Source organism: Nocardia pseudovaccinii, from assembly GCF_050942345.1.
GTDB classification, from domain to species: domain Bacteria; phylum Actinomycetota; class Actinomycetes; order Mycobacteriales; family Mycobacteriaceae; genus Nocardia; species Nocardia pseudovaccinii.
Window position 1 is genome coordinate 5,622,176 of record NZ_CP192074.1, and the last position, 14,685, is coordinate 5,636,860.

Genomic DNA, 14,685 nt, shown 5'->3' on the forward strand with positions numbered 1-14,685 from the left:
ACACTAGTGTTAGATTAATGCTCGTGCCGCACCTCGTGTCAAGCTGTCGGGTGTGGCACACAGACGGGCAAGGCTTCGAGTTGTGAGGCATCACCATGTCCACTGACACTTCCCAGACGAATGGCGCGGCCCGCCGGGGCCGACCACCGCAGACCCAGGAGCAGGCCGAGGAGGTCCGCGCCCGCATCGTGCTCGCCACCGCGGCGGTATTTACCCGCGGCGGTTCGCGCGGACTCAACGTCGCCCAGATCATCGAACAGGCCGAACTGGCCCGACCCACCTTCTACCGCTATTTCGGCAATGCCACCGAACCGCTGCACGTCGTACTGGAGGCATCCAACGACGGCCTCGTCGAGGGCATCCGCACGGCACTGACCGGTCCCGACGAGCCCGTCGAACTCGGCATTCGTCTCATCGATGCCTACCTCGGCTGGGCCCGCGGCCACGGTGCGATGCTGCGTCCACTGTTCGCCGAACTGCACGATCCGGCCTCACCGGTATCGGCCTATCGCGAACGGGCATTGGACGATATCCGCGCGCTGGTGCGCGAAACGTTCACCGAATTGGGCCGCCCGGTCCCTTCGCCGCTGGATCTCGATGCGGCCCTGCATGTTTGCGAGTACGTGGTCTATCGCATTTCGGCGGGTACCGCGCCCGGCGCCGAGCCGGACGCGGAAACCGTTGCCGCCGGACGGCTCACCATGATCCGCGTGCTGCTCACCACACTCGGTACCCGCGCCGATCTCGAATACGCCATGACACTGCCGGGTATCTTCCCGGCCGCGGAGTGAATCTACAGATCGAGTTCGAGTTCGCCACCGCGAGAACGCGATACGCAGGTGAGCATCGCACTGTTGCGATCGCCGGGCAGTAGCGCCCGGTCCCGGTGCTCGACCTCACCGGCCAGCACACTCGCCCGGCACGTCCCGCAGAAACCCTGCTGACACGAATACGCGACACCGGGCACCGCCCGCCGGATCGCGCTCAGCGCGGACTCATCGGCAGCGACATCGACCTCGGTTCCACTGCGGCGCAATCGAATACGGAACGGCGCGCCGTCGCTGACCGGTACCGCCGAAAAGCGCTCGGTATGCAGCGAGGCCGTCGGATCGTGCAACAGCAACACCCTGCGCGCGGCTTCCGCCAATGCCGGTGGTCCACAGACGTACACCGCGGCACCGGTCGGCGTCTGTTCGAAGATCATCCGCGGATCCGGCACCCCGAACTCGTCATCGGGTCGGACCACCACATCACCGCCGGTGAAGTGGGCAAGCTCGTACAGGAACGGCATCCGCGCCCGAGAGCGTCCGAAATACATGAGCCGCCACGGTATTCCGGCGCGTTCGGCGGCGGTGACCATCGGCAGAATCGGCGTGATCCCGATACCGCCCGCCACGAAGAAATACTCCGGTGCGTCGATGAGCGGGAACGCATTGCGCGGGCCCCGCACCCACAGTCGGTCGCCGACGCGCAGTTGCTCGTGGATCTCGCGGGAACCACCATCGCCATCGGCGATGTACCGCACCGCGATTCGGTAGCAGCTGCGATCTTCCGGGTCGCTGTTCAGCGAATACTGCCGCTGCCGACCCGAGGGCAGGAATACATCGATATGGGCGCCAGGCGTCCAGGCGGGCAGGTCCGCACCGCCTGGATCGCACAGGGTCAGGCTGACCACCTCGTCGGCCTCGGCCTCGATTCCCAAGATCGCCAGCTCGAAATCGTAGCCGGTGCGCCGCACCGGCTGTGGCCGCGAAAGCAGCTGCGCCGCTTTCCCTTCGGTGAATACCCGTTTGTAGGAGTCCACCGCCGACGCGATCATCCGCAGCCCTGCTCCCGGCCGGAACTGCTCCTCCACGGCAGTCATGCGTTTGCCCGTGCCGCCGGCGACTGCGCGAGGTAGCGCAGTGCGTTATCCATCGGACCGAGTTGGGAGGGATGGAATCCCGGCCGCAGGTACCGCGGAATCTCGGTCAAGAAGGTGGTGAAGTTCGGGACCACACCGCGCAGCGAGGCGCTGGCCATCTGTAGTGGCCACCATCGGCCCTTATTCGGCGATGGGTCCTGCTGGAAGAGGTAGGCACTCGAAATCACGAACAGCGCGAGCAATCCCGAACTCGCGATCAACGCCTGACGCGCTTTGCGGGCATAGCCGCCGTCGAGATGCATGTATGCGTCATAGACCACGCTGCGATGTTCGACCTCCTCGGCGCCGTGCCAGCGGACGAGATCCAGCATTGCCGGATGCATCCCCTTGGCCGCCAATTTGTCATTGGTGAGCAGCCATTCGCCGATGACGGCGGTGTAGTGCTCCATCCCCGCGAACAGGGCCAGCCGCTCGCACAGCCATTCGCGTTTGGCCCGGCCGGACAGCCCGTGGTCGCCGAGCAGCCGATCGATCAGCCAGGCGACGCGATCCACCATCGGCCCGACCTCGAGCCCGAGGCGTTCCAACTGGTGACGGGCCTTTTCGTGGGAACCGGCGTGCATCGTCTCCTGACCGATGAAGCCGCGGACCTCTTCCCGCAATCGCTCATCATCGATCAGCGGTAAGGCCTCGGCCAGCGCCTGCGCCATGGCCCGCTCGCCTTCGGGGAGCACCAGGTGCATCACATTGATGATGTGGGTGGCCATGACTTCGCCGGGGATGTAGTGCATCGGCACCGAATCGAAATCGAAGCTGACGTCCCGCGCGTTGATGGCATGAGCCTGATCGGCGTAAGCAGTGCCCATCTGATGGTCCTCACGTCTGGTCCCTGGACGATCAATGTATTGCCGACATCAAATGCTGTCAACATCACATGATGTCAACTTCCCGACTATGGGAGGATCGGGCCATGAACGACGCCGTTTCCGATGGATCGATACCGGGGATGCGCCGCTGGCGCGGCACGCCCCCGGCCGACCGAATCGCCGCGCGCCGCGAACAGCTCGTCGAGGCCGCCATCGAGTTGATGGCCACGATCGGAGCCTCCGACATCTCCATGCGCGGGGTCTGCAGGCAGGCCGGACTCACCGAGCGCTACTTCTACGAGAGCTTCCCCAATCTGGACAAACTGCTCACCGCGGCATTGGAAGCGGTCGTCCTCGGCGCGCAGGAACGCCTGCTCGCTGCGCTTGCCACCGCCCCACCCGAACCGCAGAAACTATTTCGCCATGCTATTTCGGCATTCACCGATTACCTGGTCGAGGATCGCCGCCGCGGCCAGATCATGTTCGTGGAATCGCAGGCCACCCGGGTACTCGGCGACCGAGGCAATGAGCTCATCGAATTGTTCACCGCGCCGATCGCGCTCACGATCGGATTGGGTGACGACGGACCGCAGACCCCACCGGATCAGTACGAGAACAGCCTCAACTCGAACGCCATTTTCGGCGCCATGGCGTATATGTACCGCCCGTGGCTGGACGGCACCATCGATATTCCACGCGAACGATTCGACGACCACGCGACCAGCGTGTTGCGCAATATCGCGTCCGCGCGGTCGGCCGAGCCGCCGGAGGCGCACTGACCCGCCGTCAGCCCTGTGTGGATACCGGATCCCGGTCCCGCGACCGTTCGAACACCATCGCGCGATCGGTGATCTTGCCGTGGCGCAGCGTGACCAGATCGCGTAGGTAATTCATGCGTAGCCGCCACGGCGCCTTGGTGCCCTGGATCGGGAATTGGCTGGCGGCGCGCTGGACATAACCCGGATTGAAATTCAGGAATAGCGACGCCGCGCCGACGGACGGATCGCGCACAGGTGTGCAGCGATCGTATCCGTTGCGGTACATGTGGCGTAGCAGCCGAACGACATACTCGCACACCAGATCCGCCTTCAGCGTCCAGGAGGCGTTGGTATATCCGATGATGTACGCGAAATTCGGCACATCCGACAGCATCATGGCCTTGTAGGCCATGTGTTCCGCGAGGTGCACCTGCTGTCCGTCGACGGCGAGTTCGATGCCGCCGAAGGCGAGCAGATTCAAACCCGTTGCGGTGATCACGATGTCGGCATCGAGGGTCGCGCCGGAAGCGAGGGCAAGGCCCGTCTCGGTGAATGTCTCGACCTTATCGGTCACGATATCCAATCGACCCTTGCGGATCGCGCGGAAGAAATCACCATTGGGGGCCAAGCACAGTCGCTGATCCCAGGGATTGTAGGTCGGGGTGAAATGGGTATCGATGTCGTAGCCCTCGGGCAGCCAGCGCTGCTGCCAGCCCTTGATCCGCTTGCGCATGTATTGCGGATACCGTTGGCTCAGTTGGTAAATCGCGGTTGCCAGCGCTACATTTTCGGCCCTGGCCACCGCGTAGGCGGCGCGGGTCGGCAGGAATTTGCGCGCCTTGACGGCGAGGTCGTCGCGGGCGGGTGCGGAGATGATGTAACTCGGTGAGCGTTGCAACATCGTCACGTGCGCGCCCTGGTCGGTCAGTGCCGGTCCCAGCGTGACCGCGGTCGCGCCGCTGCCGATCAGCACCACGCGCTTGCCCGCGACATCCAGATCGTGCGGCCAGTGCTGCGGGTGGATGATCGGCCCGGCGAAACGCTCGGTACCCGCGAATTCCGGGGTGTAGCCCTCGTCATAGCGGTAGTAACCGGAGCAGCAGAACAGGAATCCGGCTGTGAGAGTGACGGTTTCGCCGGTATCGGTGCGTTCGGCGCGCACCGTCCACCGGTTTTCCCGCGACGACCATTCAGCGCCGACGACCCGATGGTGGAAGCGGATACGGCGGTCGATCCCGCTCTCGGCGGCCGTGGCGCGCACATAGTCGAGAATGTCCGCGCCATCGGCGATCGAATACTCCCCCAACCACGGACGGAAGCGGTAGCCGAGGGTGTACATATCGGAATCGGAGCGAATTCCCGGATAGCGGAACAGGTCCCAGGTGCCGCCGATCGCGTCGCGGCTCTCCAGAATCGTGAAGCTCTGCTCCGGGAAAGCCCGCCGCAGGTGATACGCCGCGCCTATGCCGGACAGTCCGGCACCGACAATGAGCACATCGACATGCTCACCAGCGATCCTCATCGATCTCGTCCTCCGATATTCGGCGGTGCGATTCGCACCGACTTCACCCTCAGCCTATCCGTTGCGGTTCGGTCGAGGATCGTGACGCCGGAGGCGCCGAAAACTCCCGGTTTCGGGGACCTGTGTTTTCGATGGAACCGTTTGGTCGGCGGGTGCGTCTCTATGATCAGACGGGACTAGTCGAAGGGGCGACCGCTATGGCTGTTGACAGCGCGTTCGGCGGGTATATCGAGGATGCGAAGACCGGGGCGCTGAAGGTGCGGATGGAACCGCAGGCGTTTCTTGATATCGACGCGGCCTGCCAGAACTTGATCATCGACCTGTCGTCGGTCCAGAACGACGCGCGTGCACTCGGCGAGCGGTCGAACTGGGGGCTCGGTGAGAACAACCCGCGCCTGACCTCGGCCATCGAGCTGGTGAAATTGTTCAAGGAGAAGGCATTCGGCGGCCCGAACAACGCTTACGACACAATCGGCGACTACATCGCGGTCGCCACGGAAATCCAGACCCTGTTCAAGACCATCTGCGACGCCTATGAGCGCACCGATGAAGACTTCGCCCGCCGTATACGGCAGATCCGCGTATGAGGATCCGCGCCGAGCGCTCGCCGAAGACGGCGCTGCTGATCACGGCTGCCGCCGTCGTCCTCGCGGCATGCGGCGGCGGAAGCAATTCCACGTCGATCTCGACGTCCGCCGCACCTGCCACGTCCGGTACCTCGGCCATGCCGTCCAGCACATCGAACGCCGCATTCGATCCCTGCACCGCGCTGACGTCCCAGTTCCTCTCCGAACACCAATGGAACGCCCGCACCCCCACACCCAAGCAGGATTCGACGGGCAACTTCCAGTGGAAGGGCTGCCTCTACGTCGCGCAGAGCACATACACATTCCGTGTCCAGACGACCAACGGAACCCTCCCCCAGGTTCGCGAAAAATTCCCCGCCGCAACCGAACTCACCATCGACGGCCGCAAGGCCCTACGCTACGAGGCCCGTCCCGACGTCCCCGGCGGCTGCACCATCAATATCGATATGAAATCCGGCTCCCTCTACATCCTCGTAGACGACCCCCGCGGCCTCCACCCCCCGCAAACTCTCCCCCTGCGATAACGTCACCGAAATCGCCCAAGCCGTCGTCCCGCTCCTCCCCGGAGGCGGCTGACGTCCGGCTACCTGCGGCGCAGCAGAACTCCGCGAATGAAGGCGGCCTGGCCGGCGTGCTGGATATCGTCGTCCACGACGCTGATCAGCCGCACACCCAGGGTGACCGGCGGATCCCAGCGGGTGTCGACGATGCGGGGCAGGTCGGCATCGGTGAGTCCGGTTACGTAGTCGATCGTCTGCGTGTGCACCGCGTCGTAGTAACCCAACAGCAGCTCGGCGGAAATCCCGCCGAGTTCGGCGACCTCCCCGTCGCGGTGCCCGTAGCCGGTCGCCTCATCGGCGAACGGCAGGTCGAACCGTTTGGCCCAGCCCGCCGCCGTCCACACCTGTTCCAGTCCCGCCACGTCCGCGACGTGGTCGTCCTGCACCCGGGTCAGATGCCAGATCAGCCAGGCGATGGAGTTGGCGTCCGGATCGATCTGCGCCGCCAGCTCGTCCTGCCCGAGCCCCTCGACCGCGCCGTGCACATTCTCCCGCACCCGCCCGAAGGCATCGACCAACAACTCAGCGCTCGTCATGACCTCATGCAAGCACAGAGTCGCCGCCGATATTCCCGATCGCGCCGTCATCCGCCCAGCGGCAGCAGGAGGTCGGCCGATTCGAGGTCGAGCAGGGCCCGTTTGGCAGGTAGCCCGCCCGCGTAACCGGTCAGGGATCCATCGGCCCCGAGCACACGGTGGCAGGGGAGCAGGATCAGCAGGCGGTTGCGAGCCAGCGCGCCGCCGATCTTGCGGGCGTCGGCGGGAGTGCGGCCCAATTGCCGGGTCAGGGCACCGTAGGTGGTTGTCCGGCCGTATCCCGTGGTCGCCTCGAGCGTCCGCAAGACCTCTCGATCGAACGCGCTCATATCCGTCAGGTCCATCGAGACTGTGAATTGCTGACGTTCGCCGGTGAGGTATTCGTCGATTTGGTCTGCGGCGGTCTCCAGATGCTCACGCGCCGTGGAATTTTCGCCGGTCGATTCGGTCGGCAGCTCATCGGTGAACGCAACCAGGGTGATACCGGTCTGGTTCGCTTCGATCAGCAGATTGCCCAGTGTCGAGCCGTACACCAGTCGTGCGATGGCGGTATCGGAGATCATGTCGGTCCTCTCTATCGAGCCTTCATCAGGTAGACGCTGCCCGGCGCCGAAACGTGAGATCACCTGCCGGATTCGGCTTTCCATGCCGCGTATGCGGCGGGCAAGCAGACTGCGCACGGTCGATAACCGGCGGCGATGGCGGTTTGTTCGCCGGCGAAGAAGACACGGTGGGCGCGGTAGTGGCCGCGCGCCAAGGCTCGCAAGGCCGACGGGCAGTCCAGGCGGCCGTACAGCTTCCCGCGCCGGTGACCGCCGTACCGGCCCGGGGTGGGGCTGGGATACGGGCGGCCGTCGGCATCGGTCAGGAGGTACATCTCATTCGGCGTCGTGCAGAACCAAGCCCAGGGTGTGTCGGTGACCGCTGCGAATTCGACTGACGCCGTGGCGAATCGGAGCGCGGGACCAACCGCGCGACGATGGGGTCGGCCGATCTCGGGTGGTGAAGACGAGTGCGTTGCCCTGTTCCAAGATGGTGACCGTCGGCTTGGATTGCGCGCGCGGGCGTTGTTCGACCAGGAGGAATTCCCCGCCGGTGTGGTCGATGCCGGGGCGGTCCAGGCCGATCACGACTTGCAGCGGGAAGACGAGCTCGCCGTAGAGATCACGGTGCAGCGCGTTCCAGTCACCTTCGGTGTAGCGCAACAGAATTGGCGTCGGCTTTGTCTGCCCTGCGGCATGGCAGGCGTCGAGCCAATCGTCGAAATCGTCGGGCCATGGCGTAGGGTCGCCGAGTCGGTCGGCCCACGCGCGGGCGATGGGCAGTAATTTGCGGTAGAAAGCCCTGCGCAGCCGCATGATCGGTGCGGGGACCGGATCGGCGAAGTACCGGTAGGTGCCCTGGCCGAATCGATAGCGGGCCATATCGATCGTTGACCGGAAGCGGCCCGGATCCTCCCACATGGCGGCGAATTCGGCGCACTCGTCCGGGCTCAGCAGCGGGCCGGTCTGGGCGCAGCCGTAGGCGTCGATCTCCTCGGTCAGATCGTGCCACTGCTGCGCTTCGACTCGTTCTTCCAGTGCGGCAAGGGTTTTCATTGCGTCTCCTTTCACGCCGCTTCGAGCGTGAGCAGGGTGGTCTTGGCGGTCACGCCGCCGACGTACTGGCCGATCGAACCGTCGCTACGCACCACGCGGTGGCACGGGATGACCACCGGCAGCGGGTTGTGCGCACAGGCCGAGCCGACCGCGCGAACCGCATGCGGATTGCCGACGGCCGCAGCGACATCGGCGTAGCTCTCGCGATGCCCGTAGCCGATATCGCTGAGGTGCTCGATCACCTGGCGGCGGAATCCGGCGGTCAAACGCAGATCGAGTGGCAGATCGAATTGTGTTCGCGCACCGGCGAAGTACTCGTCGATCTCGCGTGCCGCGGTATCCAGACGCGCCGGGGCGGCCAGGACGCGCGGGCTGATGCGCTCGGCGAGTGCGGCGAGCACGGTGTCGTGGTTCTCGTTGGGGTACGCGACCCGCACCAGGCCCGCAGGGGTGGCCGCGAGCAGCAAGATGCCGACGGGGGTGTCCAGCGTGCGGTAGGCGACGTCGAGCAGGCCCGCGGTCTGGGCGTCGGCGGCCAGCCGTCGACGCAATCGGGACAGGATCTCGGCGGAGTTCGGGTTCAGGCCGTCGAAGAGGCCGTCCGGATCCCGGTCGATAGTGGCCATCATGTTCGATCCTTCGGGTAGAGCTTGCGCAATGTTTTGAGTCCGTCGGCGGCGGCGCGACGGGCGGCATCGGTCGAATTGCCCAGCAGCTGAGCGATTTCGGCGTGCGGTAGACCCGCCAGGTAGTGGTAGGCCACCGCTTGGCGCTGCTTGGTCGGCAGCGACGCGAGTGCGTGCCACAGATCGGGGTCGTAATCGGCCGGATCGGCATCGGGTGCCGTGCGTTCGGGCAGCGTTTCGGCGGGAACGGGTGCGCGGGTCAGTGCGCGCCCCACATCGATCGCGCGCCGGTGCGCGATGGTGACCAGCCATGCCTCGATATTCGTCTTCGGGTCGAGGTCCGGATAGGCCCGCAGGGCCGACAGAAAGGTCTCCGACCAGGCATCGGCCGCATCCGTCGGACCGAGCACGGCCCGGCACACGCGCAGCACCATCGGGCCGTATTCGGCCACCACTTCCTCGAACGGAGGCAATCTCACGCTGGGTAGACGTCGGGGACGCGGAAAACGTGAGATTCCCAGGTCAGGCTCACTGCGACTCCGGGGTGCGCGACAGGCCGCTGGCACGCAGGACGCGGCGGTCGATGGCGGCGCGGATCGAGTCGTCGGTACCGATGATGCGCACGTGGCGGCGGGCCCGAGTGATGGCCGTGTACAGCAGTTCCCTGGTGAGCAGGGTGGATTCGGGTTCGGGCAAGACAACCGAGACGGTGTCGTACTGGCTGCCCTGGCTGCGGTGGATGGTCATGGCGAAGACGGTGACCACGGCCGGAAATTGGGTCGGATGCACCAGGTAGGGTTCGCTGCCGCGCTGCAGGGCCGCACGCAATGAACCGTCGGGCATGCGCACGATGACACCGGTATCGCCGTTGTAGACGCGCGCCTCGTGGTCGTTGGCGGTGACAAGCAGGGGTTGGCCCGGGTACCACGGCGCCTGATGCGAGTCCGGCCCCGCGCCGCCCGCCGCAGCCCATTCACCGGCCATCCGGTCCCAGCGTTCGACGCCGAAGGGACCTTGGCGGTGTGCGCACAGCAGGCGGTGGGATTCGAGGGCGGTCAGCGCGGCCGCGGCATCGCCGTCGAGGGCGGACGCGGTGACCTCGCGGGCGGCGCGCACCACGTCGGCGCGGACGGATGCGGTGTCCTCGGGGGTACAGAGCGAGAGTTCTTCGCCGCCCGCCCGCAGCAGTGCGAGTGCGGTCTCGGCGTCACCCGCGCGGACCGCGACGGCGAGTTCGGCGATCTTGCCGCCGAAGCGGCGGCCACGGGTCAGCCGGACGATGCCGCCGCGCAGCCGCGTTCGCTCGAGATCGGTCAGCGCCTCCGGATTGCCCTCGGTCGCAATGGATTCCGCACCGAGGACCTGTTCGAGAACCGGATTCGGTTCGCCGACAACGGGTCCGGCGACGAGATCCGCGAGGACGGCACCCGCGTCGACAGAGGCGAGCTGATCGGGATCGCCGACGAGCACGAGCCGGGTATCCGGGCGCAGCGCGGCCAGCAGGCTGCTCATCATGGTCAGCGACACCATGGAGGTTTCGTCGACCACGATCACGTCGTAGGGCAATCGGTTGAATTCGTGGTACCGGAACCGGGTCGCCCGGCCACGCTGCCAACCGAGCAGACGGTGCAGGGTGGCGGCGGTCAGCTCCGGTAGCGCGAGCGATTCAGCCTGTTCGCGCACGGCTTCCTGCAGTCGCGCGGCCGCCTTGCCGGTGGGCGCGGCCATGGCGATGCGCAGTGTGGGCAACTTCGGATGCGCCTGCTGATGCGCGTCGAGCAGGGCCAGGATGCGGGCGATGGTGTGGGTCTTGCCGGTACCCGGCCCGCCCGCCACCACCGTGGTCCAGTGCGTCGCGGCGAGTGCGGCGGCGATCCGCTGACGGTCCGGGGCCGCACCGACCGGGGCGTCGAAGAGCCGGTCGAGTTCGCGCCGCACGATGGCCGGATCCACCTTCGGATGGTGTCCGGAGCGCTCGGTGAGCACGCGGCGGATCGTCTGTTCCTGCTGGTAATAGCGATCCAGATAGAGCAATGGCCCCGTGACCAGCCGCAACGGCTGTAGCGGACCAGCCGGTCCCCCACACACCAATGGACTGACCCGCAGTGCGGCGACAACCGCGTCGATATCCGGCCACGGCAGCGTCGCCGGATCGATACCCGCACCCGCATCCCAGGTTTCGTCGGCATCGACGCCGATTTCGCGCATCCGCTGAAGTTCCAGACAGACCGAACCCGAACGCACTGCCCGCACCGCGAGCGCAGCCGCGAACAGCACCTCTTCCGAGGTTTCCCGGCCCATCCGGCCCAATCGAAGAGCGACGTGCACGTCGGCGGCGGAGAGCACACCGGCTTCGTTGAACGTGCGCAGCAGCCCGGTTCCTCGCTGCGCCAACTGGATCGACGTCATCGGGCAGCCTCCCCCGCCAGTAGATCGGACAGGGCGACGATCAGCGCGGCCGGTGGATTCCAGTCGAAAACACCACAGCCCGACGGAGTTTCGGAACCGATCATGCCGCGGACGAAAAGGTAGCGGGCACCACCGAGATGGCGCGTCGGATCGTAACCGGGCAGCCGCCACCGCAGATAGCGGTGCAGGGCGACCGCGTAGAGCAGGGCCTGCAGCGGGTAGTGCGAGCGCAGCATTTCGGCGGCCATGCGGTCGTGGGTGTAATGGTCGACAGTGAGATCGCCGGTGCCGAGGCGGTTGGTTTTGTAGTCGACGATGACGAATCGTGGTTGCGTGCCCGTGGTTTCGGTGATGCGCAGCACCGCGTCGATACTGCCGGTGAGGTAGCCTCGCAGCGGGGTGTCGTCCAGGGACGCGAGTTGGTCGGCATAGCTGGACAAGGAATCGTCGGCCGGGAGATGGGTCCGCAGCAGATCGGCGATCCGGCGCAAGGTGACCGTCTGCGCACCCGGAAGGTCACCACCGGCGAGCGGGAGCTCGAAGTCGAGTTCGTTGAGCCGGTCGCGGGTGGAAATGTCGGCGAGACAACCGAATCCGAGCGGGGTGTGCAGCACGGCGAGCAGAGCGTTGCCGAGTACCACCGGATCGGCTTCGGCCATCAGCTCTTCAGTCGCCGCACGGCAGCGGGTATGCACCTCGGTGGGAAGATCCGGTGCGTCGGTATCGATTCGCTCGAGCACACCGTGCACCAGGGTGCCGAATTCGGCGCCGTAGGGCAGCGCGTTCATCAGGGACGGGGCCGCATCGGCGATCGGGGGTTCGGTTTCGGCGAGCAGGGGCGCGCCGGGTTCGTCGGACGGGCCGCGGTCGTCCTCGGGTTCGGCCTCGGGGATGGCGGCATCGTGCGCACCTGCCGTCAGTGCCGAATAGGAAGTGCGACGCCACTGCAGGTCCATGCTGCGGGCGAAGTGCGCAGCGGCGACGGCTCCGGTCGGGAGCTCGCTGCGCACGCGGCGGATCTCGACCGTATCGGTGTGCTCGACGCCTTCCACCGAAATGGCCTCCGGCGCACCGGCGGCCCAGGCCGAAAGCATCGACACCGCAACGGCATCCGCGGGCACCGCCGCTTTACTCGGCACGAGATCTCCGCCATCCGGGCGGCCGAGGACCATCCGATGCAGCGGCGCATTGGCCGTGGTGATCGCGGGTGCCCACCAGGCGACGATCTGACACATCGCGCGGGTGAGTGCGACGTACAGCAGGCGCAGTTCCTCACCCGCCTCCTCGGTTTCACTGCGCAGCTTGCGCTCGCCGTAACCGGACGCGTCCTGGCCGCCGACATCGAGTACACGGGCGCCGTCGTCGGTGTGGAACAGCAGGGTCTGCGGGTACGGGTTCTTCGCGTTGTCCCACGCGAAAGGCAGGTAGACGATGGGAAATTCGAGTCCCTTGCTGGCGTGCACGGTGGCGATCTGCACGGCCGCGGCATCGCGATCGAGGCGACGGCTGCGGTCGGCGACCGATCCGGAGGCGGGATCGCGCACGCGGTCGGCGAGCCAGCGGGTCAGCGCGGTGAGTCCGAGACCTTCGCTCAGCGAGACCTGATCCAGCAGCTGCGCGATATGCCGCAGATCGGTCAGCTCGCGTTCGCCGTTCTCGACCGAGAGCAGTCGCTGAGCCAGATTCGCTTCGGCGGAGATCTTTTCGAAGACCGCGGCGAAACCCGCACGCGCGAACAGCCGGGCCGCCTCCCGCAGTTGAGCAGAGATACGACCGACCAGATCCGCACCGCCGCTGTCGATTTCGACCGCGGTCACGCCGAGCAGTGGTGTGCGGGCGGCAAGGCGGACACGGTCCGAGCGATGGGGCTGTTCGAGCGCGCGCAACAGCCAGAGCCAGTCCGTCGCACTGCTGGTGGCGAAGACGCTGGTGCCACCCGCGAGTACGGAGGCGACCCCGACCCGGTCCAAAGCGGTTCGCACCACGTCGATTTGCGATCGAGTCCGCACCAGTACCGCGATATCGCCGGGACCGATCGGCCGAGGCCCGGTCTTCGCCTCGAACCGCGCACCGGACTCGAGCAGTCGCACGATATCCGCCGCGAGATCATCGGCGACCTTCGCCCGCATGCGCCCGACCGCCGGAAATCCCGATTTGTTCAACGGGCCCGCACCGGTGCGCGGCAGACACCGCATCCGCAGCGGCGTCGTCAGTTCCTCGGGTCCGGACAGTCGCGACCAGCCGCGGGTCGCGGTGACCGGATAGACCGTGATCTCCCGGTGCCCCAATGCCGCACCGCCCTGCAGATGATCCAATGCGGCGAGCAGACCCGCATCACTGCGCCAGTTGTCGGTGAGCTCCTTGCGAGTATCGGCGTGTGCGACGGCATCGATATAGCTGAGCACCTCCGCGCCGCGGAACGCGTAGATGGCCTGCTTCGGATCGCCGACGAGCACCAGGGTCGAATGCCCGTGAAACGCCAGCCGCAAGATGTCCCACTGCAGCGGATCGGTGTCCTGGAATTCGTCGACCAGGGCGACCCGATACCGGTCACGGATACGGCGACAGGCCCGCGGCCCGTGCGCCGGATCGGCGAGCACATCGTGCAGCAGCACCAGCAGATCGTCGAAGTCGCGCAGTCCGGCGAGACGTTTGCGGCGCTCGGTTTCCGCGCGCACCGCGGCGGCGAAGGCGACCCGCTCCCCCGCAAGGCCATCGCCCTTCGGCACCAGTACGGCGTGGCGATCCTGCACCGCCGCCAGCGCGAGTGTATGCGCCTCCTTCAGCGAAAACGGCGGCTCCGCACGGGCATACCGATTCAGGTACAGGTCATCGGCGACCGTGCCGATCAGATCATCGATCGTCTCGACCAAGCGCGACCCGGGATCGTGTTCGCCCGCCAACCCGAGCTCATCGAGCATGCGCTGGCAGAAACTGTGGGTCGTCGCGATGGTCCCGGCATCGAAATCCGAAAGCGCGGTAAGCAATCGACGCCGCCGCAGCAGTACCTCGGCCGAATCCGCCTGCGCCAGTAGCCGAATCAGCTCATCGGCATGGGCCCGAGCGGTCTCCGGATCGGCCAGTGCCGCCGCCACCGCGACGAACCGGTCCCGCGTCCGTTCCCGCAGTTCCTGGGTAGCGGCCCGACTGAACGTCACCAACAGCAGCTGCGAAATATCGATCCCGATCTCGGCGACATACCGCACCGCCAACCCGACGATCGCATGTGTCTTTCCGGTACCGGCGCTCGCCTCGAGCACGGTGGTTGCGGTCGGCAGCGGCCCGCTGGGATCGAATCGGTCGGCGTCCAGCGAGGACGCTGCGAAGGCGGTGTCCTCGATGGTCATCCCCGCCGCCCC

15 protein-coding genes are annotated in these 14,685 nt (G+C 66.3%); 4 read left to right on the forward strand and 11 right to left on the reverse strand.

Annotated features, from left to right (window positions below; translation table 11 throughout):
• Positions 1–95 precede the first annotated feature (95 nt).
• Entirely contained in the window at positions 96–791 is a 696-nt protein-coding gene (locus ACQPZ2_RS25255) for a TetR/AcrR family transcriptional regulator (protein WP_433520712.1), read from the forward strand.
• 2 nt (positions 792–793) lie between these two features.
• Here ACQPZ2_RS25255 and ACQPZ2_RS25260 read toward each other — a convergent pair whose 3' ends face one another.
• Together ACQPZ2_RS25260 and ACQPZ2_RS25265 are read right to left on the reverse strand one after the other, a co-directional pair.
• Positions 794–1,864, reverse strand: a complete 1,071-nt coding sequence (locus tag ACQPZ2_RS25260; protein ID WP_433520713.1) for a PDR/VanB family oxidoreductase — start codon at positions 1,862–1,864, stop codon at positions 794–796.
• On the reverse strand, positions 1,861–2,730 hold the full coding sequence (locus tag ACQPZ2_RS25265) for a metal-dependent hydrolase (protein WP_063037298.1): 870 nt from the start codon (positions 2,728–2,730) through the stop codon (positions 1,861–1,863). Before ACQPZ2_RS25265 ends, ACQPZ2_RS25260 begins: the two co-directional genes overlap by 4 nt.
• Positions 2,731–2,834: 104 nt before the next feature.
• Between ACQPZ2_RS25265 and ACQPZ2_RS25270 the strand changes: the two genes are divergently transcribed.
• Positions 2,835–3,509, forward strand: a complete 675-nt coding sequence (locus ACQPZ2_RS25270) for a TetR/AcrR family transcriptional regulator (protein ID WP_433520714.1) — start codon at positions 2,835–2,837, stop codon at positions 3,507–3,509.
• 7 nt (positions 3,510–3,516) lie between these two features.
• Here ACQPZ2_RS25270 and ACQPZ2_RS25275 read toward each other — a convergent pair whose 3' ends face one another.
• The gene (locus tag ACQPZ2_RS25275; protein ID WP_433520715.1) at positions 3,517–5,010 is read right to left on the reverse strand and encodes a flavin-containing monooxygenase; all 1,494 of its coding nucleotides are present in this window, start codon (positions 5,008–5,010) and stop codon (positions 3,517–3,519) included.
• Positions 5,011–5,141: 131 nt separating this feature from the next.
• Here ACQPZ2_RS25275 and ACQPZ2_RS25280 point away from each other — a divergent pair, with 131 nt between their 5' ends.
• Both ACQPZ2_RS25280 and ACQPZ2_RS25285 read left to right on the forward strand, forming a co-directional pair.
• Positions 5,142–5,597, forward strand: coding sequence for a hypothetical protein (locus tag ACQPZ2_RS25280; protein ID WP_433520716.1), 456 nt, complete (start codon positions 5,142–5,144; stop codon positions 5,595–5,597).
• Positions 5,594–6,121, forward strand: coding sequence for a DUF3558 domain-containing protein (locus tag ACQPZ2_RS25285; RefSeq protein ID WP_433520717.1), 528 nt, complete (start codon positions 5,594–5,596; stop codon positions 6,119–6,121). Before ACQPZ2_RS25280 ends, ACQPZ2_RS25285 begins: the two co-directional genes overlap by 4 nt.
• 59 nt (positions 6,122–6,180) lie before the next feature.
• Here the strand turns inward: ACQPZ2_RS25285 and ACQPZ2_RS25290 are convergent, their stop codons facing one another.
• The 8 genes from ACQPZ2_RS25290 to ACQPZ2_RS25325 are packed head-to-tail and all read right to left on the reverse strand — an operon-like array spanning position 6,181 to position 14,673.
• Positions 6,181–6,693: a mycothiol transferase gene (locus ACQPZ2_RS25290; RefSeq protein WP_433520718.1), complete on the reverse strand. Its 513-nt coding sequence runs from the start codon at positions 6,691–6,693 to the stop codon at positions 6,181–6,183.
• 47 nt (positions 6,694–6,740) lie between these two features.
• A complete protein-coding gene (locus ACQPZ2_RS25295; RefSeq protein WP_433520719.1) occupies positions 6,741–7,256 on the reverse strand; it encodes a methylated-DNA--[protein]-cysteine S-methyltransferase in 516 nt (171 codons plus the stop codon).
• Positions 7,257–7,315: 59 nt separating this feature from the next.
• Positions 7,316–7,570, reverse strand: a complete 255-nt coding sequence (locus ACQPZ2_RS25300) for an Ada metal-binding domain-containing protein (protein WP_433520720.1) — start codon at positions 7,568–7,570, stop codon at positions 7,316–7,318.
• A gap of 1 nt (position 7,571) precedes the next feature.
• On the reverse strand, positions 7,572–8,291 hold the full coding sequence (locus ACQPZ2_RS25305; protein ID WP_433520721.1) for a 2OG-Fe(II) oxygenase: 720 nt from the start codon (positions 8,289–8,291) through the stop codon (positions 7,572–7,574).
• 11 nt (positions 8,292–8,302) lie between these two features.
• Positions 8,303–8,917, reverse strand: coding sequence for a methylated-DNA--[protein]-cysteine S-methyltransferase (locus tag ACQPZ2_RS25310; RefSeq protein ID WP_433527520.1), 615 nt, complete (start codon positions 8,915–8,917; stop codon positions 8,303–8,305).
• Positions 8,917–9,396: an RNA polymerase sigma factor gene (locus ACQPZ2_RS25315; RefSeq protein ID WP_433520722.1), complete on the reverse strand. Its 480-nt coding sequence runs from the start codon at positions 9,394–9,396 to the stop codon at positions 8,917–8,919. The genes ACQPZ2_RS25310 and ACQPZ2_RS25315 overlap by 1 nt, the downstream gene beginning before the upstream one ends.
• Positions 9,397–9,445: 49 nt before the next feature.
• Positions 9,446–11,326: an exodeoxyribonuclease V subunit alpha gene (gene recD, locus ACQPZ2_RS25320; RefSeq protein WP_433520723.1), complete on the reverse strand. Its 1,881-nt coding sequence runs from the start codon at positions 11,324–11,326 to the stop codon at positions 9,446–9,448.
• Positions 11,323–14,673: a UvrD-helicase domain-containing protein gene (locus ACQPZ2_RS25325; protein ID WP_433520724.1), complete on the reverse strand. Its 3,351-nt coding sequence runs from the start codon at positions 14,671–14,673 to the stop codon at positions 11,323–11,325. Before ACQPZ2_RS25325 ends, recD begins: the two co-directional genes overlap by 4 nt.
• Between the last annotated feature and the right edge of the window lie 12 nt (positions 14,674–14,685).

Coding starts and splice junctions, on each gene's coding strand:
- ACQPZ2_RS25255 (WP_433520712.1), top strand. CDS start 96: ATGTCCACTGACACTTCCCAGACGAATGGCGCGGCCCGCCGGGGCCGA.
- ACQPZ2_RS25260 (WP_433520713.1), bottom strand. CDS start 1,864: ATGACTGCCGTGGAGGAGCAGTTCCGGCCGGGAGCAGGGCTGCGGATG.
- ACQPZ2_RS25265 (WP_063037298.1), bottom strand. CDS start 2,730: ATGGGCACTGCTTACGCCGATCAGGCTCATGCCATCAACGCGCGGGAC.
- ACQPZ2_RS25270 (WP_433520714.1), top strand. CDS start 2,835: ATGAACGACGCCGTTTCCGATGGATCGATACCGGGGATGCGCCGCTGG.
- ACQPZ2_RS25275 (WP_433520715.1), bottom strand. CDS start 5,010: ATGAGGATCGCTGGTGAGCATGTCGATGTGCTCATTGTCGGTGCCGGA.
- ACQPZ2_RS25280 (WP_433520716.1), top strand. CDS start 5,142: ATGGAACCGTTTGGTCGGCGGGTGCGTCTCTATGATCAGACGGGACTA.
- ACQPZ2_RS25285 (WP_433520717.1), top strand. CDS start 5,594: ATGAGGATCCGCGCCGAGCGCTCGCCGAAGACGGCGCTGCTGATCACG.
- ACQPZ2_RS25290 (WP_433520718.1), bottom strand. CDS start 6,693: ATGACGAGCGCTGAGTTGTTGGTCGATGCCTTCGGGCGGGTGCGGGAG.
- ACQPZ2_RS25295 (WP_433520719.1), bottom strand. CDS start 7,256: ATGATCTCCGATACCGCCATCGCACGACTGGTGTACGGCTCGACACTG.
- ACQPZ2_RS25300 (WP_433520720.1), bottom strand. CDS start 7,570: ATGTACCTCCTGACCGATGCCGACGGCCGCCCGTATCCCAGCCCCACC.
- ACQPZ2_RS25305 (WP_433520721.1), bottom strand. CDS start 8,291: ATGAAAACCCTTGCCGCACTGGAAGAACGAGTCGAAGCGCAGCAGTGG.
- ACQPZ2_RS25310 (WP_433527520.1), bottom strand. CDS start 8,917: ATGGCCACTATCGACCGGGATCCGGACGGCCTCTTCGACGGCCTGAAC.
- recD (WP_433520723.1), bottom strand. CDS start 11,326: ATGACGTCGATCCAGTTGGCGCAGCGAGGAACCGGGCTGCTGCGCACG.
- ACQPZ2_RS25325 (WP_433520724.1), bottom strand. CDS start 14,673: ATGACCATCGAGGACACCGCCTTCGCAGCGTCCTCGCTGGACGCCGAC.